Below are 21,842 nucleotides of genomic sequence, written 5' to 3' on the forward strand. Positions count from 1 at the left end.
TTATGAAAAAAATTGTTTCAATTTTAATTCTTATATTAGTTTTGTCGTCTTGCGAAAAGCAGAATCCATTTGAAAAAAATTTAATTGACGACTCACAAAATACATTTTGGGCAAGAAAAGCAAAAGACTCTTTAGGAAATTTCAATTATTTTGGAATACAAATGATTTTTAATAAAAATAAAACAAGTGATGCTTTCTATTCAGATAACGAAAATATCAAAGGTAAATATGGCAATATTAATATCGAGGGAATTGAAAAAAAATCTAAAGATTGGGATTATTACGTAGAAAACGATCTTTTCTTTATGTTTCCAGATGTTTACAAAGTAACCAAATATTCTAAGGACACAATTTATATGCATTTGTTAATAGGAAAACAAGAACAATTCATAATGGTTAGAAAAAAAATAAAGTAAAAAACAACAAAATATGAACTATAGAAAATTAGGTAAAACCAATTTCAATATCTCGGAAATAGCATTGGGAACTTGGCAAGTGGGCGGAAAATGGGGTTCGCCATTCAATGATAAAACCGCAGACGAATTGATTAATACCGCAATCGACAACGGCGTGAATTTTATTGACACTGCCGATGTGTATGAAAATGGTTTAAGCGAAACAGCCGTTGGAAGAGTCGTTCGTTCCCGTTCCGAACGTATTTTTGTCGCCACCAAATGTGGTCGCCACATCAATCCGCACGTGAATGACGGTTATCAACCGAAGGTTTTACAAAAATTCGTGGAAGACAGTTTGAAAAGAACCGGGCTCGAAACCCTGGATTTAATTCAACTGCATTGCCCGCCAACCGAGGTGTATTACCGTCCCGAAATCTTCGAATTGTTTGACCGTTTGAAAGAGCAAGGTAAAATCCAAAACTTGGGCGTCAGCGTCGAAAAAGTGGAAGAAGGACTGAAAGCCATTGAATATCCAAACGTGACAACGGTTCAAATCATTTTCAACTTGTTCCGTCAACGACCATCGGAATTGTTTTTCAAGGAAGCTCAAAAAAAAGACATCGGTATTATTGCCAGAGTGCCTTTGGCGAGCGGACTTTTGACTGGATTATTCGATTCCAAAACTACTTTTGGAGCCCAAGACCACCGAAATTTCAACCGAGAAGGAGCAGCATTCGACAAAGGGGAAACTTTCTCGGGAATTAATTATGAATTGGGTTTGAAAGCCGTTGAGGAATTGAAAGCCTTGTTTCCCGAAGCCACCAATTTAGCTCCAATAGCCTTGCAATGGATATTGAGTTTCAATGAAATCAGCTGTATTATTCCGGGAGCTTCTAAAACTGCTCACGTTCAATCGAATTTGTCGGTTTATGATTTACCAAAATTAACTCCTGAGAAAATTGCGGCAATGAATGCCATTTACGAAAAATACATCAAGCCGGAAGTGCACCAATTGTGGTAATGAATTGAGGAAAATTTTTAACCGCAGATTCGCAGGTTTTTACACTGATTTAAAATCTGCGAATCTGCGGCAATTTTTTAAAAAACTCATAATGTTCAACAAATCCAATTTCAAGGAATGGTTTGACCGGTATAAATATGCCGAATTGGCCGCTACCAGTGCTGCGGTAGCCAGTTCTCAATTTAGCCGGATTTTTGATGGGCTAACGACAGCCTACCTCATCACTTTCTCCGAATACTTTGCCTTTTATGGGGTTATCGTGTTTATGGCTTACAAAAAATTGGTGGAAGCCAATAAATCTCTGGACAGTGATACTTCCTTAAGAGAATTGCTGCTTTTATTGCGAAATTTATTTCTGGAATTTGGTTATCCCGCCGTTTTGGATTTCTTTTTCATCCGTCCGTTTTGCATGTATTGGATGCCACTATTGACTGACAATTATTTTACGGGAATCATTCTCGGAAAAATATCTGCCGACTCTATTTTCTACGGTCTTGCAATCGTGAATTATGAATGGATCAAGAGGAAATAATTGTGTTAATCCATCAAGCACAATATATTTATAATTCTTTCAAAATATCTCACACACCCAGCATCTCGACTGCGCTCGATGTAACAAAATAAATTATAGTCAAAAAAAAACTCCCATTTCTGGGAGTTTTTTTTTAAAATTATTTCTTTTTGCTTTTAGCTTTTTCAGCTTCGGCTTGCTCCATTACTTGTTGCAATTTTTGTTGGAACTTGCCTTGCTTTTTAGGCTCTTTCAATTTGTTTTCTTGAATTTGGGCGTGAATCTTGTCGCTGTCGATGAAATATCTTTTGATGACAATCATGATGCCAATGGTAATCAAGTTGGAAATAAAGTTGTACAAACTCAATCCTGCACCATAACTATTGAAAAAGAACAACATCATAATTGGTGAAATATAAATCATCATTTTCATCATCTTGGCCATATCCGGCATTCCGTCTTGTTGCGGAGCTGCCATTTGTTGGTCACCAGAAGTCATTTTCATGTAGAAGAAAATAGCTATCGAAGCAAGTACCGGAAACAAACTAATGTGGTCTCCGTACAAAGGAACATGGAAAGGCAATTTGATTACCTCATCAAACGAAGATAAATCGTCTGCCCAAAGGAAGCTTTTTTGTCTCAACTCGAAAGCCGACGGGAAAAACTGGAACGAAGCATACATGAACGGGATTTGTATCAAGGCCGGAATACAACCTGCCATTGGATTTACGCCGGCTTTGTTGTACAACTTCATCGTTTCCTGTTGTTTCTTCATTGGGTCTTTCTTGAATTTTTCACCCAATTCGGTAATTTCTGGTCGCAACACTTTCATCTTGGCTTGCGACAAGAATGATTTAAACGTAATAGGCGACATGGCGATTTTAATCAAAATAGTAAAAATGATTATCGCAATTCCATAAGATATATAAGAACTCAAGAATCCAAACAATGGAATAAAAATAAATTTATTGATCCATCCGAAAATTCCCCAACCCAGAGAAATCACTTTCTCCAAATTCTTGTCATAGGATTTTAATATCTTGTAATCCGTTGGGCCAAAATACCAACTCATTTTATAATCCAATTCTCCGTTATCGAATGCCAACGGAATATTGGCCTTGAATTGTTTTGTAAAAGTAGTGTCGATTGCCTCGTCGTTAACCAAATTATTGGATTGCAGTTTAGCAGATCCAAAAGGCTTGTTTGTCAAAAGAATTGAGGTAAAAAAGTGTTGTTTGAATGCAACATAAGTGGCTTTTTCGGAGTCTTCTTTCTTGTCTTGTCCTTGACCTACGTAATCAATTTTACCTTCTTCGTGTTCAAAATAAACTTCAGTATAACGGTTTTCGTAAGCAATACTTTTCTCGTTTCGATACGTTTTCATACTCCATTCCATATCCAATGGTTTGGCAGTATTCAAAACTTTGTTCAACCCTTGCGAACGAAGGTCAAAACCAATCATATAGTCGTTTGGCTTCAAAATGTATTTGTATTCCAAAAACTCGTTGGCACCAGCCTTCAATTTCATCGAAAGGATTTGGTCTTCTCCAACTTTAGTCAAAGTTGGTTCAAAATACAGGTCTTTGGTGTTTAAAGTACGATTGTCGCTTGTATGCAATTGCACATTCAAGTTGGTATTGTTGTCTTTAATCAATTCTACCAATTGCCCGGAACCTTTCTTGAATTTTTCGAAATTTTTCAAGGTGGCTTCTACAATATAACCTCCTTTATTGGCGATTTTCAGTTTTACCACTTCATTTTCGATGGTGGTAAAATCATTTTTTGCAGATGGAAGAGATGCAGAATAAGCAAAACCGCCTAATGTTTTTTGCAACTTAACCAATTGGGTTGAATCTCCTGCTACTACAGCCGTAGGAGTTGCCAGGATTTTCGCCTCCAATACCTTGGCTTTAGTTGCTGATGCCTTGGCAAGTTGTTCTTTCTTGGCTTTGTCGGCTGCAATTGTCGCCTCAGAAGGTTTGTTTTGGTACATTATCCAAATCAAGATTCCAAAAATCAATACGAAACCAATAATCGAATTGAGGTCTAATTTTTTTTCTTCCATTTTAATTTTTTTTCCTCTCCCCGACCCTCTCCAAAGGAAAGAGAGCCGAGTCTTGAATGTGTTTATTTATTATTCTTTTTTTATTAGTTCTATCAAACTGAATTCTGCTAACTGAAAACTGCCAACTATTTTTTCTTTGCTTTCACGGTAGCGGCCACAAAATTCACGAAAAGTGGATGTGGGTTTTCCACGGTACTCTTGTATTCTGGGTGGTATTGTACACCAATGAAAAAAAGATGATCTTCCAATTCCACTATTTCGACCAAACCGGTTTCTGGATTCACTCCAGATGCTTTCAATCCCGCTTTTTCCAATTCGGCCAAATAATGGCTGTTGAATTCATAACGGTGACGATGACGCTCGGAAATTGTCGTTTTTCCGTATATTCTATGAGCCAAAGTGTCTGGTTTTATTTCGCATTTCCATGCTCCCAAACGCATTGTTCCTCCTTTGTCGGTAACTGTTTTTTGGTCTTCCATCAAGTTAACAACAGGATGTTTGGTATCAGGATTCATTTCGGTCGAATTGGCATCGGCATAACCCAAGACATTTCTGGAGTATTCGATAGTTGCCATTTGCATACCCAAACAAATTCCTAAAAATGGTATTTTATTTTCACGGGCATAATGAATCGCTTCAATTTTTCCTTCGATTCCTCTTTCTCCAAAACCTGGAGCCACAAGAATTCCGTCCAAACTTTGCAGTTTTTCTTTAATATTTTCAGTGTCTATATATTCCGAATGGATGGAAATCACGTTTACTTTGGTTTCATTGGCAGCACCTGCGTGGATAAAAGCTTCCAAAATAGATTTGTAGCAATCCTGCATTTCTACATATTTCCCAATCAAACCGATGTTTACGGTGTGTTTTGGGCTTTTCAATCTTCTCAAAAAAGTGTTCCAATGTTTCAAATCTGGAGCTGCTTTTTTAGGCAAATCCAGTTTTTTCAAGGCCACAACGTCAAGACCTTCTTCCAACATCAAATTGGGCACTTCATAAATGGTTGAAGCATCGATGGATTGGATTACGGCTTCTCTTTTCACATTGCAAAACAAGGCCAATTTATTGCGGATTTCATCCGAGATTTCATGTTCCGTTCTACAAACCAAGATATCGGCTTTGATACCGCTTTCCATCAAGGTTTTAACGGAATGCTGGGTTGGTTTTGTTTTTAATTCTCCGGCTGCGGCCAAATAAGGAATCAAGGTCAGGTGAATAACGATGGCGTTGTTTTCGCCCAAATCCCAAACCAATTGACGAACCGATTCGATGTAAGGCAACGATTCGATGTCACCCACGGTCCCTCCAATTTCGGTAATCACGATGTCAAAATCACCAGATTTCCCCAGCAATTGCATTCTTTCCTTGATTTCGTTGGTAATATGAGGTACAACTTGAACCGTTTTTCCAAGGAATTCGCCTCTTCGTTCTTTTTCGATAACCGAAAGGTAAATTCTTCCCGTGGTAACATTATTCGCCTGGGAAGTGGGAACGTTCAAGAAACGCTCGTAATGTCCCAAATCCAAATCGGTTTCGGCACCATCATCGGTCACGTAACATTCGCCGTGTTCGTAAGGATTTAATGTTCCCGGATCAACGTTAAGATACGGGTCAAACTTTTGGATTGTTGTTCTGTATCCTCTTCCCTGTAATAATTTTGCCAATGAAGCTGCAATAATTCCCTTCCCCAAAGAAGACGTTACTCCGCCTGTAACAAAAATATATTTTGTTTGATTCATTCTATTGTAGTTGTTGTGTTTGGTAAATAGTCCAGCAAAGCAGGTTTGCAAAAACGATGCAAAAATACAATTATAAATCGAGAAAAAACTAATTTGGAATTGAGATAATTTTGATTTTATTGGCAAGTGGAATTGGTACTCCTTTTTTTGGTTAAAAATAAAAAACCTACCCAAGATTTACACCTAATGCTGTGCGAAGTCTCCCGACTTCGTACCCGTTCCGGTAGGCAGTAAACACAATCAATAAAAACAAGTTCTAAAATAAGTTTAAAAAGTTGTAACGGCATATAGCAATGGGTACGAAGTCGGTAGACTTCGCACAGCAGGTATAATTTGATTATTTAAACTAGAAATGAAGTGATTTTTTCTTTGTTTTTACAAATTAAAAATAGTTCCGTGCAACAAACTTGCACGGAAGTTAAAACCAAAAAACTTTTCAATTATCTTTATTAAATTTTAGAAAAAAGTTTAGAGTACTAATTCAAATGGTTTTTTAATAACTATTCTTTATTGACAAAACTATACCCATAAGAATTCTAAAATCTTCTTTAAGAGAAGGCGCTTCAGGAATGAATCCATCAGTTTTATAAGCTGCACCAATATTGAAATAAGCCGATTTTGTATTGCTTTTCCAACTGGAAAACCGGAGAGCTAACTCTGATTTTAAGCCAAAACCAAACACTGCTTCTTTATTTCTGAACTCAAGATTTTTTGGCTGATTCCAAAAATCCATTGATGAATTCAGTAAAAATTTATCATTATGAAATACGTAATTGTGTAGATTGACACCTCCTGCCAAGAAAGTATAACTCTTATTGAAATATTGCCTAAAGTAAGGGTTTATTTTATATTTATCTTTTATGGTTAAATAAGCATTTTGTTCCACAAAATCACCAAAAGGAGCCAATGAATAATTTACGGAAAAATTTGCTTTTAAATCTTTAGAAAGAGTATAATTACCTTCTTTCCATATATTTGGATTGAGAGTATTAAGAAATGACATATAAGCCATTCGATTGGCATACGACTTTTCTTCAGCGGTTAAATCATTTCTTTCCGTATAACGATAGAATTCCATTGTAGGTCTGTGCAAATGACGTATCATCCCGTACAAATCGTGACCAACTATGTCACGTTTTAATTCTGGATCTTCACTCTCTTTAATTCCGGATTTCATCGAGAATAAATTAGTAAGATAGTAAAATTGAGTTCCTAGTTTTCGCATTAAATAATCAGGATACAAAACCGAGTGTTTTTCTTCATTAAAATTAAAATAAGCATCTGATTTTCTTAAATAAGCAAAATCAGATTCTAATCCAGCAGTGTGAAGCCGTATGTAATTTGGCAAATCATTATCCCGCAAATTCATCAAAGTCTCATCAGTTACTCCCGTAACTTTTGCAACTAAATGCTTATCAAAAATTGGTTCACTTATACTACCAATCCCAAGTTCGGATAAAACGGAACGGTGCCCTTCCTCATGTGTTATAGCCTGACCTACTAGAGCAGTAAACAAAACCAATCCAGTAGAATATAATTTTTCTTCCTTTTTTGACAAAGAACTATCATTAATACTACCACCAATGTAGCGGATGAAATTTAACATCAAGTCATTACTTTGATTCATTGTAAAAAGATAATTTTTACCTTCATAAAAATTGTAATTGTAAAATTTTGACTGACCATAAGAAATTGTAAAAAAAAGTAAAAAAAATAATTTAAGTAAATTCTTCATATAAAAAGGTGTGATTTAATAAGTATCTCAAAAATTGAGATGCTTTAAAGGAAAAATTAAAAATTCTATTTAATACCTGTCTAATTATTTTTTAAACCCAAATTACGCATTAGAGATTTTATCGAAATGCAATGTTCTGTTTTTGAAACAATTATAATTATGTAACAAAAAGTTGCAAAAAATAAATACACTAATAAACAAACAGTTAGGTGTTTTTATTTTTCTAATGCGTAATTTGGGTTAAAAGAAAATAATTTCAGTTTCAAAATTACATTGCCTAAAATGATATTCTTTACGGTTTCCCTCATTTGGCACAACTTTTTTTCATTTTTTTTCTTTTTGTACTTAAAATTCATAAAAAAACCTACCCAAGATTTTAAATCCCGAGTAGGTCTTTCAACTAAACTAATTTTAATGCAGTTTTAAATTACATGTCTCTGTACAATTCCAATCTTTCCCATTTAGTATGTACTTCTTCTTGGGCTTGAGTTAACAATGTGGCTCCCAATTCAGGATTTTCTTTGACTACTCTGGTAAAACGGGCTTCGTTATACATAAAGTCGCTCAAAGGAATGCTTGGCTCTTTGGAATCCAATTTGAATTTTTTTCCTTTCGGTTGTGAAGGGTCAAATCTAAAGAGTGGCCAATAACCGGAATCGATGGCTTTTTCTTGTTGCGAAATAGCGTTTTTCAATTCATAACCGTGTTCACCGCAATGAGAATAAGCAATAATCAAGGATGGTCCAGGATAAGCAGCCGCTTCTTGAATGGCTTTCAAGGATTGCAAATCTTTGGCTCCCATGGCTATTTGGGCTACATAAACATTTCCATAAGAGATCGCTTGCAATGCCATACTTTTTTTGCTGGTTTTCTTGCCACCAATGGTAAACTTGGCACTGGCTCCCAGAGGAGTTGATTTGGATGCCTGTCCACCGGTGTTGGAATACACCTCGGTGTCCATTACCAAAATATTGATGTCTTCACCGGTAGATAAAACGTGATCCACACCACCGTATCCGATGTCGTAAGCCCAACCGTCTCCACCAAAGATCCAAACCGCTTTCTTGCGTAAATATTCGGTTAATTGGCTTAATTTTTTGGCATCTTCATTGTTTGGAAGTCCATCCAATATTTCTTGAAGTGCTGCAATTTGGGCAAATTTTTCTTTTTTCAGAATTTCATTTTCTTCTGTATTGTTGATAATGGCTTGTACCAATTCACTTCCAATTACCGGTTCCAATGTTTTTAATAGGTCAACGGCAATTTCTTGTTTTTTGGTCAAACCTAGTTTCATTCCCAAACCAAACTCGGCATTGTCTTCAAAAAGGGAGTTGGCCCAAGCTGGTCCTCTACCAAATTCATTGGTTTTATAAGGAGTTGTCGGCAAGTTTCCACCATAAATAGAAGAACATCCTGTTGCGTTGGCAATCATCATGCTGTCGCCATACAATTGTGTAATCAACTTGATATAAGGTGTTTCTCCACAACCGGAGCAAGCTCCCGAGAATTCGAATAATGGTTCCAAGAATTGTGCTCCTTTCACGTTTGATATTTGCAAAGCGGTACGATCATAATAAGGCAATTCAACAAAATGATCCCAATTCACGTTTTCTTCCACATCCACCTCGATTTTCTTGTGCATGTTGATGGCCTTGAAGTTTTCTTTCTCTTTGCTTACCGCTGGACAAACCACCACGCAAAGGTCACAACCAGTACAATCTTCTGGCGAAACTTGTAAAACATAGGATTCATTTTCTTTGGAGAAAGGTCGTCCAATGGCTGGAACGCTTTTTAAAGAAGTTGGGAAACTAGCCAAATCTTCGTTGGAAACCACTTTAGAACGAATGGCTGCGTGAGGACAAATGGCAACACACTTATTACATTGGGTACATAAATTTTCGTCGTCCCAAACCGGAATAAAATCGGCAATTCCGCTTTTTTCGAATTGGGAAGTTCCTGTCGGGAAAGTTCCATCCACCGTGAAGGCACTTACTGGAAGTTCGTCTCCAAAACCACCCAATATTTTTTCCAAAACTTCGGTAACAAAACCATCAGGTGCATCTTTCATTGCCGATGCCAATTGTTTTGAACTGGATGCCACTTTTGGATACTCCACTTGATGTAAATTTTCCAATGCTTTATCCACCGCATTAAAGTTCATTTTCACCACTTTTTCTCCTTTGTGGGAGTAGGATTTAACGATGGCATCTTTAATTTTTTGAATAGCTTCTTCTTTAGGCAAAATTCCTGAAATAGCGAAGAAACAAGTTTGCAAAATGGTATTGGCTCTTTTTCCTAAACTGGCTTCAAAGGCAACTTTGGTGGCATCAATCACATAGAACTTGGCTTCTTTTTCGATGATTCCTTGTTGAATTTGAACAGGCAACCTGTCCCAAATTTCGTCTTTGGAATAAGGGGAATTCAGCAAGAAAGTACCGCCCTGTTTCAAGTCGGCAGTCATATTGAATTTCTCGATAAAATTAAATTTATGACTGGCAATAAAATCGGCTTTGTCAACCAAATAATTGGAATTGATTGGGTCTGGTCCGAAACGCAAATGCGAAATAGTTTGTGCTCCCGCTTTTTTGGAGTCATACACGAAATAACCTTGAACATAATTATCAGTGGTTTCTCCAATGATTTTGATGGAGTTTTTATTTGCACCAACGGTACCATCAGAACCCAAACCGTAGAACATACAATTTATGGTAGTTGCTTTCGTATCGAATGTGTTGTCGTAATACAAACTTCTGAAAGTCACGTCATCGTTGATACCAATGGTGAAGTGGTTTTTAGGTTTTTTGTTCAACAATTCGTCATAAATTCCTTTTACCATTGCTGGTGTAAACTCTTTGGATGACAATCCGTAACGACCGGCAACAATAACCGGCAATTCGATTCCACTTTCCACCAATGCGGCTACAACTTCCAAATAAAGAGGATCTCCAACGCTTCCTGGTTCTTTGGTTCTATCCAAAACGGCTAATTTTTGGACAGTTTTTGGTAAAGAATCAACAAAAGCTGCAATTGAGAACGGGTTAAATAAACGAACCAATATCACTCCCACTTTTTCTCCTTCGGCAAGCATAACGTCAAGAGCTTCTTTTACAGGCCCTTCAGCAGAACCCATAATAATGATGACTCTCTCGGCTTCTGGGTGACCTATATAATCGAACAAATTATATCTACGACCAGTGTGTTCGTAGAATTCGTCCATTGTTTCTTGAACTATGGCTGGAACTTTGTCGTAAAATAAGTTACAAGCTTCCCTGGCTTGGAAGAATACGTCAGGATTTTGGGTAGTTCCTCTTAATACTGGATTATCTGGATCCAATGATCTTTTGCGGTGTTCCATCACTTTGTCCTCCGGCATCATTGCCCTGATGATTTCGTCTGGAATACCGTCGATTTTCGAAATTTCGTGTGAAGTTCTGAAACCGTCAAAAATATTCAAAAATGGCACTCTCGTTTTTAATGTGGCCACTTGGGAAATCAAGGCAAAGTCATGGGCTTCTTGAACAGAACCGCCAAACAACATCGAAAATCCGGTTTGTCGGCAAGCCATCACGTCGGAATGGTCACCAAAAATGGACAGTGCATGCGTGGCAACCGTTCTGGCGGCAACGTGTATAACGCAAGGCAATAATTCACCCGCAATTTTATACATGTTGGGAATCATCAACAACAACCCTTGCGAGGCCGTAAATGTCGAAGTCAACGCTCCTGCCTGCAATGATCCGTGAACAGTTCCCGCTGCTCCACCTTCGCTTTGCAATTCAACAATTCTTGGAACATTGTCCCAAATATTTTTTTTACCCTTGGAACTGTAAAGTTCTGCATGTTCCCCCATCGGCGATGATGGCGTAATTGGATAAATGGCGCAGACTTCATTGGTCTTGTGAGCAATAATGGCAACCGCTTCGTTACCGTCACAAATTAACTTTTTAAATTTCTTAGTGTTCATTTTTTTAGTTATTGTCACTATCTTGAATCTGCTCCTTATATTCCATCCGCAAATCACCGATAGTATTAATTTTTAAGATTAAAAAAAGCCAAAATCCATTGCACAGGAATTTGGCTTTTTCCGAATTAGTTCTCGCTATACAACCAAGCTTTTTTCTGTAGCAATTCGTCTTCTGTTTCTTTGTGATTCCCGTCAGGAACACAACAATCCACAGGACAAACGGAAGCACATTGTGGCTCATCGTGGAAGCCTTTACATTCCGTACACTTGTCAGAAACAATGTAGAAAAATTCATCCGAAATAGGATCATTTTCTGCATCTGCATCCACTTCTACTCCTTTGGGTGTTTTCACCATTCCTTTTAAAGAAGTCCCTTCAGCATACGACCATTTGGTATCTGGTTCGTAAATTGCATTGTTGGGGCACTCCGAAATACATGCATCGCAGTTGATGCATTCGTCAGTTATAATAATAGCCATATTTAATATTTTTAATTAATTATATGTAAATTTAAATGGCTTTTAATTACTTTTATATGATATAAGTCATATTTTATTTTATTTAGTGAAATTATATTTGACTCATTAAATATTGCATTTTAATCAGTTTTAAAAACCTAATCCTTTAAATCATGATGCCAACAAAAATGAAAATTCAACCTGAAGTTCTTGAAGCTGTTGTCATCCGATTTGTTGGTGATTCAGGAGATGGAATGCAGTTGACGGGAACCCAATTTTCCGACACTTCAGCAATGTTTGGCAATGACATCGCAACTTTCCCCAATTACCCCGCCGAAATTAGAGCTCCGCAAGGAAGTTTATATGGAGTTTCTGGATTTCAAGTGCACATAGGCAGCGTTGAAGTAAGCACTCCTGGTGACAGTGTTGATTTATTGGTCGCCATGAATCCTGCCGCCTTAAAAACCAATTTATACGCTTTAAAACCAGGTCACACTCTAATTGTTGATACCGATTCATTCAATAAAAAAAATCTGGAAAAAGCAGAATACACCTCGAATCCATTGGAAGACGGAAGTCTTGAAAACTATAGGGTGATTCAGGTAGATATGACAACACTCACAAAAGAAGCTTTGAAGGATGTTGCTGGTTTAGACACGAAAACGATTTCGAGAAGTAAAAACATGTTTTCATTGGGTATGGCTTATTGGATGTATAATCGTTCAACCGAGCATACCATTGATTTTTTCAATACAAAATTCAAATCCAAACCTCATTTAATAGAAGCCAATACCAAAGTATTGAATGCCGGCTATTATTATGCCGAAACTTTGGAATTGATTCCCAACTCCTACACCATTTCTCCAGCCAAAATGGAAAGCGGAACTTATAGAATCATAATGGGAAACACTGCCACTGCTTGGGGATTTTTGGCAGCAGCCGAAAAATCCGGCTTGGAATTGTTCTTGGGTTCGTATCCCATAACACCAGCCACCGATATTTTGCACGAATTGGTGAAACACAAACATTTTGGCGTAAAAGCCTTTCAGGCAGAAGACGAAATTGCGGGTGTCACATCGGCCATTGGAGCCGCTTTTGCAGGAGATTTGGCCATCACGACCACTTCAGGCCCGGGATTGGCATTAAAAGGAGAAGCCATTGGCTTGGCCATAATGACCGAATTGCCTTTAGTCATTGTTGATGTGCAACGCGGTGGCCCTTCAACAGGTTTGCCGACAAAAACAGAACAATCCGATTTACTACAAGCGATGTACGGAAGAAATGGCGAAAGTCCATTGATTGTCATCGCGGCCAGCACGCCAGCCAATTGTTTTAATTTTGCCTACGAAGCTGCCCGACTCGCCTTGGAACACATGACACCAGTGATATTATTGACGGACGGATACATTGCCAACGGTGCTGCGCCTTGGAAAATCCAAACCGTGGCCGATATGCCGGAAATCAAAAACTACAAGATTACGGAAGTCAAGGAAAATTGGCATCCTTATGATAGAGATGAAACTTCGCTAGCTCGCAATTGGGCCGTTCCGGGAACTCCGGGATTGGAACATCGAATTGGTGGATTGGAAAAAGATGCTGTTACGGGCAATATTTCTTATGACCCTTCCAATCACGAAAAAATGACCCATATCAGGGCAGCAAAAATAGAAAGAGTTAAATTCAACATTCCGGACTTGGAAACCGAATATGCCCCTGAAGGCGATTTATTGGTCATTGGATGGGGAGGAACTTATGGTTCTTTGCATTCAGCGGTGAAACAAATCAATGACGAAGGGTATAAAAACATTGGTTATGCGCATTTCAACTATATCAATCCAATGCCCAAAAACACCGAGGAAATTTTATCCAAATATAAAAAAATAGTGGTTTGCGAATTAAACAGCGGCCAGTTTTCCAGTATATTAAAAATTAAGTTCAGTTCATTCGAATTTTTACAATTCAACAAAATTCAAGGATTGCCATTTGCCAACGATGACCTAATTCAGAAATTTAAAGAACTAGTATAACATGGAAACAATAGCTGAAAAAAATTATACGCCCAAAGATTTTACCAGTAATCAAGAGGTAAGATGGTGTCCAGGTTGCGATGATTACGTAATTTTGCGCACGATGCAGAAAGTGCTTCCTGAAATGGGCGTTGCCAAAGAAGACGTGGTTTTCGTGTCCGGCATTGGGTGTTCGTCCCGTTTTCCGTATTATATGGAAACCTACGGCATTCACAGTATTCACGGCAGGGCTCCCGGAATTGCAACGGGCGTAAAACTGGCCAATCCCAACCTAAGCGTTTGGATTGCAACGGGTGATGGTGATGCCATGGCCATTGGCGGCAATCATTTTATCCACGTTTTGCGTAGAAATATTGACTTGAACATAATCCTTTTCAACAATGAAATATATGGTTTGACCAAAGGACAGTTTTCGCCAACTTCATTGATTGGTCAAAAAACAAAATCCTCTCCTTACGGAAATACCCAACCTCCTTTTTCTCCCGGAGAATTGGCTTTGGGTGCCCAAGCGAGATTTTTTGCCAGGGTTGCCGGAAATAGTCCGAAAGAAATGGGGCAGATTTTCATCGAAGCCCATCAATTTAAAGGAACTTCGTTGATTGAAGTCTTGCAAAATTGCGTGATTTTTAATGACGGCTGTTTTGACCACGTTACCGACAAAGAAGTAAAAGAAGACAAGCAAATTTATCTGGAACACGGAAAACCAATGCTATTTGGCAAAAACCGTGACAAAGGGTTAATTTTAAAAGGATTGAAATTAGAAATAGTAACCATAGGCGAAAACGGAATCACGCAGGAAGATATTTTGGTTCACAATGCCAAAGAACAGGATCCAACGCTGCATCAAATGTTGGTTCGACAAGAATACCCAATGGCCACGGGAGTGATTCGAAGTTTCAACGATGTCACCTTGGAAGAAAGGGAAGACGCTTTAACGGCAGAAGTCAAAGCCAATTCGAGTTTTACCAAAGCCGACGACTTGTTCTTTTCAGGTGAAACTTATGAAGTAAAATAATTAGCATAAAAACGAATAAAATAAATCAATATGGGTTCAGAAGCAATTATAGTTTTCTTATTAGCCGGAATAGTCTTGGTCGCCGGTGCCAATTTCCTCTCCAATTTAATTTCGCCAAAATCAGACAATACCCAAAAACGGGAACCATACGAAAGTGGGATGACCACCATTGGACCAACTTGGGTCCAGTTTAAGGTGGGCTACTATTTATACGCCATTCTATTCTTGGTTTTCGATGTCGAGGTGGCATTTTTGATTCCATGGGCAGTCGTTTTCAAAGAAATCGGAATGGTGGCCTTTGTCGAAATCATCATATTTTTAGTAATATTGGGTTTAGGCTTGGCCTACGCCTGGAAAAAAGGAGCATTAAAATGGGAATAAACAACACCCCCGAAATACCCGCAGATTTCCCCGGAAAAGTAATTCCGGCAGGAAATGGAGCAAATGTCATCGTGACTTCATTGGATCAAATCATTAATTGGGGTCGAGCCAATTCACTTTGGTCACTCTATTTTGGAACCAGTTGCTGCGCCATCGAAATGATGCAAACTGGAGCTGCCCGCCACGATTATTCCAGATTTGGATTCGAGGTGGCAAGGCCTTCGCCAAGACAAGCCGACTTAATCATCATTGCGGGAACCATCGTCAACAAAATGGCTCCGGTTTTACGCCGTTTGTACGATCAAATGGCCGAACCAAAATACGTAATTGCCATGGGAGCTTGTGCCATTTCCGGCGGCCCTTTCTATTATAATTCGTATTCTGTCGTGAAAGGTGCCGACCACGTGATTCCCGTGGATGTTTACGTGCCGGGTTGTCCTCCTCGTCCCGAAGCCTTGTTGGAAGGAATGTTGATGCTTCAAGACAAAATACGAACCGAAAGCATGAAAAACAAAGTATTCCCTATCGACGGGTTTGACGAAGGACTTTGAGATATTTGATTTACGAATTACGAATTACGATTTTTGAAAATAAAAAATGAAATGTAATGACAAATGAAGCCTTACAAAATATAATAAGCACCTGGATTCCTGACTTGGAATTCACCGAAGAAAAATCCCAGTTTCTAAATATAACCGTACAACCCGAACATTTACACCAATTAATGTCGCAATTGAAAAGCAATCCCGAAACAAATTTCAATTATTTGTTTTGCCTGAGTGGCGTGGATTGGGAAAAGGAAATGGGCGTGGTTTATCATCTCGAATCTACTGTTCACCGACATACAATTGTGGTAAAAGTAAAAACTACCGATCGCGAAAATCCAACATTCGACACGGTTTGCGACATTTGGTACACTGCCGAATTCCACGAACGGGAAGTTTTTGATTTCTTCGGAATAAAATTCAACAACCATCCAAATCTAAAAAGACTCTTCTTGACCGAAGAATGGGATGGATTTCCGCTTAGAAAAGATTACGTAGATGAAATTAACATGGTTATCAAATAAGCAAAAATGGATACAACTACCATAACCAACAATTTTAAATCCGAAGAATATTTCATCAATATGGGGCCACAACACCCGGCAACGCACGGAGTTTTGCGCTTGTTGTTGACCATTGACGGTGAAATAATCAAAAAAGTGGAACCCGATTTAGGCTACATCCACCGTTCCATCGAAAAAATGTGTGAACGCGACAGCTACCAACAAATCGTGCATTTGACCGACAGAATGGATTACCTGTCTTCGCACATCAACAACGAGGCGGTTTGCCTTACGGTTGAAAATGCGCTGAAACTCGAAATTCCTGAGCGTGTAAAAGTCATTCGAACCATTTTGGGCGAATTGACCCGAATTGCTTCCCATACTTTGTGGTGGGGCGTAATGGGAATGGACGTAGGAGCTTTGACGACATATTTCTACGGTTTTAGAGATAGAGAAATGATCAACGATATTTTCGAAGAAACTTGTGGTGCTCGCTTGACGATGAACTACAACATTCCCGGAGGATTGATGTTTGACATTCACCCTAATTTCGTGAAAAGAACAAAAGAATTTATCGCCCATTTCAAAACTAAATTACCTGAATACGACACGCTTTTGACAGGAAACATCATTTTCCAAAAAAGGATGAAAGGCATTGGAATTTTATCCAAGGAAGATGCCATTTCGTTTGGAGCTTCTGGACCTGTGGGTCGCGGTTCCGGTTATTCTTGCGACGTGAGAAAACACCATCCGTACAGTGCTTACGACAAAGTGACATTCAACGAAGTCTTGAAAACCGAAGGCGATACTTTTGCCCGTTACCAAGTCCGGGTGATGGAAATGTGGGAATCCTTGTCGATAATCGAACAATTAATTGACAATATTCCCGAAGGCGATTTTAAAGTGGCAACCAATACGGTCATCAAATTACCCGAAGGAGAATATTACGAAAGAGTGGAAACGGCCAGAGGAGAATTGGGCGTTTACATCATCAGTACGGGAACCAAAAATCCGTATCGCGTAAAATTCCGTTCGCCGGGATTCTCCAACTTGTCCTTGTTAAACCACATCGCCGTTGGAGGAAAAATTGGGGATTTAGTGGCAACAATGGCAACATTAGACCTTGTAATTCCAGATATCGACCGATAAAATTAACCTTATGAACATTACAAAAAATATTCACGAATGGCTTTTTAGCCTGATGCCAGAAACCACGGCAAGTATTGTGGAAATGGTATTGATAGCCGTTGTTTACCTAGCCATTTTTGCCGTTGCAGGTTTGTATTTGGTTTTACTCGAAAGAAGAGTGGCCGCTTGGTTTCAATTGCGTTTGGGTCCAAACCGAGTAGGTTGGCAAGGATTGTTGCAAACTATGGCAGATGCCTTAAAATTGGTTTCCAAAGAGTTGACCGTTACCATAAAAGCCGACAAATTCTTGTACAATTTGGCTCCTTATTTTGTTATCGTCACGGCTTTGATGGCACTTTCCCTCTTCCCTTTTTCGAAAGAATTTCAAGCCTTTGACATCAATATTGGTATTTTCTTTTTGACCGCAATATCCTCCATTGGAGTTATCGGAATTTTATTGGCGGGTTGGAGCAGCAACAACAAGTTTTCCTTGATTGGTGCGATGCGAAGCGGTGTCCAAACCATCAGTTACGAATTATCCGTTGGATTATCTCTGTTGACTATGGTGGTAATGACAGGTTCTTTGCAACTTTCAAACATTGTAGAAGTTCAAAAAAGCGGCTGGCTCATCGTTCAAGGACATATTCCTGCCATCATCGCTTTTTGTATCTACATGATTGCCGGAACTGCTGAAACTAACAGGGCTCCTTTTGACTTGGTCGAAGCCGAATCTGAATTGGGTGCCGGTTTCCACACCGAATACTCGGGAATGAAGTTTGCCTATTTCTTCCTGGCCGAATTCATCAACATGTTTATCATAGCGGCAATCGCCACAACCGTATTTTTCGGAGCCTATTTATCTCCTTTTGGAATAACGGAATCCATTCCCTTGCTGGGCGTATTTTGGTTTTTGGCAAAAACATTAGTGCTTATATTTTTGATGATGTGGTTCAGATGGACCTTTCCAAGATTGAGAATCGACCAACTTTTGGTATTGGAATGGAAATATTTACTTCCGTTGAACTTAATGAACTTGATTTTGATGGCATTAATGGTCTTGCTCGGATTAACAATTCAATTTTAGAAATTATGAGTTATTTTTCAGATATATATCACGCAGTAAAAACACTTCTCACAGGGATGAGTGTTACCGGAAAGTACTTTTTACATTCCCGAAAAGGCGCCATAACCCAACAATATCCTGACAATCGCGACACTTTAAAAATGTTTGATCGTTTTCGTGGCGAAGTGGTTATGCCTCACGACGAAAACAATATGCACCGTTGTACAGGTTGCCAGAAATGCGAATTGGCTTGCCCGAATGGAACTATCGAAATCATTTGGGACCGACAAATTGATCCCGATTCAGGAAAAAAGAAAAAAATGATAGACAAACACATATACCATTTAGGAATGTGTACAATGTGTGGTCTATGCATCGAAGCTTGCCCTACTGATGCTATCAAATGGGCGCAAAATTTTGAAAATTCTGTTTACGATAGAAAATACCTCACTAGAGTTTTAAACAAACCAGGATCACGATTATTGCCTGGTGTAGAAGATTAATCTTATGGAAAAAATTATATTTTATATTCTGGCCTTGATAATGATTGTTGCTGCCATTGCTTCGGTAACAAGTCGCCAAATGCTTCGATCCGTTATTTATCTGTTGTTTGTGTTGATAGGAATCGCGGGAATTTACTTTTTGATTGATTACAATTTCTTGGCCGCCGTTCAATTGACGGTTTATGCGGGAGGAATTATAGTCTTGGTCATCTTCTCGGTTTTGCTGGTGCATCATATCGAAATGGAATTGGAAATGGCCAAACTATCCAAAAAAATCCTGACCGGATTGGTTTGCTTGATTGGACTTGGTATTTTCTTGTTAACCATTTATTCTACGGATTTCAAGGTGGTCGAAAATTATAAATCCACAACGGTTGAAGATATTGGCCGAGGACTTTTAAACTATAACGAAGGCGGATTCATATTGCCTTTTGAAGTCATCAGTATTCTGCTGTTGGCCGCCATGATTGGAGCCATCATCATCGGAAAAGGAGACAAACTAACTAAAAACGACGACACATTATGATAGCCGGAATTAGCATTTACGAAATTTTCACCCTCACCTCTATTCTGTTTTTTATAGGTATTTATGGGTTTATTACAAGGAAAAACTTGATTTCGATTTTAATTTCTCTCGAATTATTATTGAATGCCTCGGCAGTAAATTTTGTTGTCATCAACAAATATTTATATCCAGACGTGCTGCAGGGTGTTTTCTTTTCGATTTTTATTATTGCCGTGGCTGCCGCCGAAACTGCGCTGGCTGTTGCAATAATCATCAATCTGTACCGACAAATCAGCTCTGTGGAAGTGAAGGAAACTGAAATTATGAAGTATTAATATTCATCAACTATGGACATCTCTTATATAGTATTTATTCCGTTGATTCCGCTGGCCGTTTTCTTGCTTTTGGGAATCTTTAACAAACAAATCAAACCGGCCGTATCGGGTTACATTGGAGTTTTGGGCTTGGCTGTTTCTGCTGCATTGTCTTATTATGCGGCTTACCAATACTTTTTTGTGTCTGGAAAAGTAGATGGCGTTTACCAGACTTTCGTCGAAAAAACACCGTGGATGAACTTCACCGACACCTTGCATATCGATATGGGAATTTTGGTTGATCCCATTTCCGTGATGATGCTCATCGTGGTAACCACGGTTTCCTTGATGGTGCACATATATAGCCGAGGCTATATGAAAGGCGATGACGGTTATACCAAATTCTTTGCCTTTTTATCACTGTTTTCCTTTTCAATGTTGGGATTGGTATTGGCAACAAACCTTTTCCAAATCTATATTTTCTGGGAATTGGTGGGAGTTTCATCTTACTTATTAATTGGCTATTATTACACCAAAACTTCGGCAGTAGCTGCAGCAAAAAAAGCCTTTATCGTAACTCGTTTTGCTGATTTTGGCTTCTTGATGGGGATTTTGATAGTGGGTTATTATGCCGGCACTTTTGACTTTCAAACATTAAATGCCGTCAATCCAGGAGGTGAAGGTTTACTTTTAAATTGGGCTTCTTCTTCCTTTATGGGATTATCCGTAATCACTTGGGCATTACTTTTAATATTTATGGGTGGAGCTGGAAAATCAGCGATGTTCCCATTACACATTTGGTTACCGGACGCGATGGAAGGACCAACGCCTGTTTCAGCCTTGATTCACGCAGCAACAATGGTTGTGGCTGGAGTGTATTTGGTGGCTCGATTATTCCCGATGTATTATTTCGTTGAGGATGGATTTGCCTTGAATATTGTGGCTTACGTAGGCGCATTTTCTTCCTTGTTTGCAGCAATTATCGCTCTCACGCAAACCGATATCAAGCGAGTTTTGGCCTTTTCGACTATGTCGCAAATTGGTTATATGATGTTGGCCTTGGGGGTTTCCAGTTATAAAGGTCACGAAGGCGTTGGTTATATGGCGTCTATGTTTCATTTGTTCACTCACGCTATGTTTAAAGCCTTGTTGTTCTTGGGTGCAGGCTCCGTTATTCACGCGGTTCACAGCAATTATTTGAAAGATATGGGCGGTTTGCGCAAGCATATGCCAATTACCAATATTACTTTCCTGATCGCCGCATTGGCAATAGCCGGAGTTCCACCGTTTGCAGGGTTTTGGAGTAAAGACGAAATCTTGGTTGCCGCTTTCGAAAAAAATCAATTATTATATTTCGTTGGGCTTTTCGTGGCAGGATTGACAGCCTTTTATATGTTCCGACTTTATTTTGGAATATTTTGGGGCAAAGAAACCAAATACCATCATCCGCCTCACGAATCGCCAATGTCAATGGCATTTCCTTTATTGTTCTTGGCTTTTATGAGCATCGTGGCAGGATTTATTCCTTTCAGCGAATTCGTGACTGCCGACAAAGTGGCATTCGAAGCACATTTAAATTTACCATTGGCTGCTGCAGCTGTTGGAACAGGTTTAACCGGAATCATCTTGGCTTGGGTTTTCTATAAAAAAGAAAATGATTTGGCCGAAAGATTTTCCAATGCGTTTGGAATGTTGTACAAATGGACTTTTCATAAATTCTATTTCGACGAAATCTATATGTTCGTTACCAAGAAAATAATTTTCGATCGAGTTTCTGCACCAATTGCCAAATTCGACAAGAAATATGTGGATGGAACAATGGAAGGAATCGGAAACAAAACGGTTATCATTTCCGAAAAAATAAAAGGATTACAATCCGGAAGATTACAAGATTACGCTATGTTTTTTGTTTCGGGAGTCGTGATTGTCGCTTTGGTTTTCATTTATTTATGGACATAACAATAAATTAA

19 protein-coding genes are annotated in these 21,842 nt (G+C 38.7%); 14 read left to right on the forward strand and 5 right to left on the reverse strand.

The annotated features are described in order from the left end of the window. Positions 1-2: 2 nt before the first annotated feature. The 3 genes from OZP13_RS11225 (at position 3) to OZP13_RS11235 (ending at position 1,948) form a co-directional block, all read left to right on the forward strand. Positions 3-416 (forward strand): hypothetical protein, encoded by a 414-nt coding sequence (locus tag OZP13_RS11225; protein ID WP_269240242.1) that lies wholly within the window; start codon positions 3-5, stop codon positions 414-416. Between the two features lie 13 nt (positions 417-429). Then, the gene (locus OZP13_RS11230) at positions 430-1,416 is read left to right on the forward strand and encodes an aldo/keto reductase (protein WP_281297193.1); all 987 of its coding nucleotides are present in this window, start codon (positions 430-432) and stop codon (positions 1,414-1,416) included. A gap of 91 nt (positions 1,417-1,507) precedes the next feature. Then, a complete protein-coding gene (locus OZP13_RS11235) occupies positions 1,508-1,948 on the forward strand; it encodes a hypothetical protein (protein WP_269240244.1) in 441 nt (146 codons plus the stop codon). A 139-nt stretch (positions 1,949-2,087) separates the two neighbouring features. Here OZP13_RS11235 and yidC read toward each other — a convergent pair whose 3' ends face one another. The 5 genes from yidC to OZP13_RS11260 form a co-directional block, all read right to left on the reverse strand. Next, positions 2,088-3,992, reverse strand: coding sequence for a membrane protein insertase YidC (gene yidC / locus OZP13_RS11240; RefSeq protein WP_281297194.1), 1,905 nt, complete (start codon positions 3,990-3,992; stop codon positions 2,088-2,090). A gap of 125 nt (positions 3,993-4,117) precedes the next feature. Then, positions 4,118-5,731 carry a CTP synthase gene (pyrG, locus tag OZP13_RS11245; protein ID WP_281297195.1) on the reverse strand — a complete coding sequence of 538 codons (1,614 nt, stop codon included), beginning with the start codon at positions 5,729-5,731 and terminating at the stop codon, positions 4,118-4,120. Positions 5,732-6,224: 493 nt separating this feature from the next. Further along, positions 6,225-7,466, reverse strand: a complete 1,242-nt coding sequence (locus tag OZP13_RS11250) for a hypothetical protein (RefSeq protein ID WP_281297196.1) — start codon at positions 7,464-7,466, stop codon at positions 6,225-6,227. 427 nt (positions 7,467-7,893) lie between these two features. Next, a complete protein-coding gene (gene nifJ / locus OZP13_RS11255) occupies positions 7,894-11,430 on the reverse strand; it encodes a pyruvate:ferredoxin (flavodoxin) oxidoreductase (RefSeq protein WP_281297197.1) in 3,537 nt (1,178 codons plus the stop codon). Positions 11,431-11,555: 125 nt separating this feature from the next. Then, on the reverse strand, positions 11,556-11,909 hold the full coding sequence (locus tag OZP13_RS11260) for a 4Fe-4S dicluster domain-containing protein (protein WP_269240249.1): 354 nt from the start codon (positions 11,907-11,909) through the stop codon (positions 11,556-11,558). A gap of 167 nt (positions 11,910-12,076) precedes the next feature. On the opposite strand from OZP13_RS11260, the gene OZP13_RS11265 reads away from it, so the two are divergent. Genes OZP13_RS11265 through nuoL form a run of 11 tightly spaced genes read left to right on the forward strand, consistent with a single transcriptional unit; the run spans position 12,077 to position 21,831 of the window. After that, on the forward strand, positions 12,077-13,915 hold the full coding sequence (locus tag OZP13_RS11265) for a 2-oxoacid:acceptor oxidoreductase subunit alpha (RefSeq protein WP_281297198.1): 1,839 nt from the start codon (positions 12,077-12,079) through the stop codon (positions 13,913-13,915). A gap of 1 nt (position 13,916) precedes the next feature. Further along, positions 13,917-14,930: a 2-oxoacid:ferredoxin oxidoreductase subunit beta gene (locus OZP13_RS11270; RefSeq protein WP_281297199.1), complete on the forward strand. Its 1,014-nt coding sequence runs from the start codon at positions 13,917-13,919 to the stop codon at positions 14,928-14,930. Between the two features lie 30 nt (positions 14,931-14,960). Continuing rightward, positions 14,961-15,311: an NADH-quinone oxidoreductase subunit A gene (locus tag OZP13_RS11275; protein WP_103806120.1), complete on the forward strand. Its 351-nt coding sequence runs from the start codon at positions 14,961-14,963 to the stop codon at positions 15,309-15,311. Continuing rightward, positions 15,302-15,862, forward strand: coding sequence for an NADH-quinone oxidoreductase subunit B (locus tag OZP13_RS11280; RefSeq protein WP_281297200.1), 561 nt, complete (start codon positions 15,302-15,304; stop codon positions 15,860-15,862). The genes OZP13_RS11275 and OZP13_RS11280 overlap by 10 nt, the downstream gene beginning before the upstream one ends. Before the next feature lie 56 nt (positions 15,863-15,918). Then, positions 15,919-16,380 carry an NADH-quinone oxidoreductase subunit C gene (locus tag OZP13_RS11285; protein ID WP_269240252.1) on the forward strand — a complete coding sequence of 154 codons (462 nt, stop codon included), beginning with the start codon at positions 15,919-15,921 and terminating at the stop codon, positions 16,378-16,380. A 6-nt stretch (positions 16,381-16,386) separates the two neighbouring features. Continuing rightward, positions 16,387-17,508, forward strand: coding sequence for an NADH-quinone oxidoreductase subunit D (locus OZP13_RS11290; protein WP_281297201.1), 1,122 nt, complete (start codon positions 16,387-16,389; stop codon positions 17,506-17,508). 10 nt (positions 17,509-17,518) lie between these two features. Further along, positions 17,519-18,571, forward strand: coding sequence for an NADH-quinone oxidoreductase subunit NuoH (nuoH, locus tag OZP13_RS11295; RefSeq protein WP_281297202.1), 1,053 nt, complete (start codon positions 17,519-17,521; stop codon positions 18,569-18,571). A 5-nt stretch (positions 18,572-18,576) separates the two neighbouring features. Continuing rightward, the gene (locus tag OZP13_RS11300; RefSeq protein ID WP_281297203.1) at positions 18,577-19,053 is read left to right on the forward strand and encodes a 4Fe-4S binding protein; all 477 of its coding nucleotides are present in this window, start codon (positions 18,577-18,579) and stop codon (positions 19,051-19,053) included. Between the two features lie 4 nt (positions 19,054-19,057). After that, positions 19,058-19,579 carry an NADH-quinone oxidoreductase subunit J family protein gene (locus OZP13_RS11305; RefSeq protein WP_281297204.1) on the forward strand — a complete coding sequence of 174 codons (522 nt, stop codon included), beginning with the start codon at positions 19,058-19,060 and terminating at the stop codon, positions 19,577-19,579. Next, complete coding sequence (gene nuoK / locus OZP13_RS11310) at positions 19,576-19,893, forward strand: NADH-quinone oxidoreductase subunit NuoK (protein ID WP_269240260.1); 318 nt, start codon at positions 19,576-19,578, stop codon at positions 19,891-19,893. The genes OZP13_RS11305 and nuoK overlap by 4 nt, the downstream gene beginning before the upstream one ends. 12 nt (positions 19,894-19,905) lie before the next feature. Beyond that, a complete protein-coding gene (nuoL, locus tag OZP13_RS11315) occupies positions 19,906-21,831 on the forward strand; it encodes an NADH-quinone oxidoreductase subunit L (protein WP_281297205.1) in 1,926 nt (641 codons plus the stop codon). Positions 21,832-21,842: the final 11 nt, after the last annotated feature.

Source organism: Flavobacterium limnophilum (assembly GCF_027111315.2).
Classification (GTDB): Bacteria; Bacteroidota; Bacteroidia; order Flavobacteriales; family Flavobacteriaceae; genus Flavobacterium; species Flavobacterium limnophilum.

Coding starts and splice junctions, on each gene's coding strand:
- OZP13_RS11225 (WP_269240242.1), top strand. CDS start 3: ATGAAAAAAATTGTTTCAATTTTAATTCTTATATTAGTTTTGTCGTCT.
- OZP13_RS11230 (WP_281297193.1), top strand. CDS start 430: ATGAACTATAGAAAATTAGGTAAAACCAATTTCAATATCTCGGAAATA.
- OZP13_RS11235 (WP_269240244.1), top strand. CDS start 1,508: ATGTTCAACAAATCCAATTTCAAGGAATGGTTTGACCGGTATAAATAT.
- yidC (WP_281297194.1), bottom strand. CDS start 3,992: ATGGAAGAAAAAAAATTAGACCTCAATTCGATTATTGGTTTCGTATTG.
- pyrG (WP_281297195.1), bottom strand. CDS start 5,731: ATGAATCAAACAAAATATATTTTTGTTACAGGCGGAGTAACGTCTTCT.
- OZP13_RS11250 (WP_281297196.1), bottom strand. CDS start 7,466: ATGAAGAATTTACTTAAATTATTTTTTTTACTTTTTTTTACAATTTCT.
- nifJ (WP_281297197.1), bottom strand. CDS start 11,430: ATGAACACTAAGAAATTTAAAAAGTTAATTTGTGACGGTAACGAAGCG.
- OZP13_RS11260 (WP_269240249.1), bottom strand. CDS start 11,909: ATGGCTATTATTATAACTGACGAATGCATCAACTGCGATGCATGTATT.
- OZP13_RS11265 (WP_281297198.1), top strand. CDS start 12,077: ATGAAAATTCAACCTGAAGTTCTTGAAGCTGTTGTCATCCGATTTGTT.
- OZP13_RS11270 (WP_281297199.1), top strand. CDS start 13,917: ATGGAAACAATAGCTGAAAAAAATTATACGCCCAAAGATTTTACCAGT.
- OZP13_RS11275 (WP_103806120.1), top strand. CDS start 14,961: ATGGGTTCAGAAGCAATTATAGTTTTCTTATTAGCCGGAATAGTCTTG.
- OZP13_RS11280 (WP_281297200.1), top strand. CDS start 15,302: ATGGGAATAAACAACACCCCCGAAATACCCGCAGATTTCCCCGGAAAA.
- OZP13_RS11285 (WP_269240252.1), top strand. CDS start 15,919: ATGACAAATGAAGCCTTACAAAATATAATAAGCACCTGGATTCCTGAC.
- OZP13_RS11290 (WP_281297201.1), top strand. CDS start 16,387: ATGGATACAACTACCATAACCAACAATTTTAAATCCGAAGAATATTTC.
- nuoH (WP_281297202.1), top strand. CDS start 17,519: ATGAACATTACAAAAAATATTCACGAATGGCTTTTTAGCCTGATGCCA.
- OZP13_RS11300 (WP_281297203.1), top strand. CDS start 18,577: ATGAGTTATTTTTCAGATATATATCACGCAGTAAAAACACTTCTCACA.
- OZP13_RS11305 (WP_281297204.1), top strand. CDS start 19,058: ATGGAAAAAATTATATTTTATATTCTGGCCTTGATAATGATTGTTGCT.
- nuoK (WP_269240260.1), top strand. CDS start 19,576: ATGATAGCCGGAATTAGCATTTACGAAATTTTCACCCTCACCTCTATT.
- nuoL (WP_281297205.1), top strand. CDS start 19,906: ATGGACATCTCTTATATAGTATTTATTCCGTTGATTCCGCTGGCCGTT.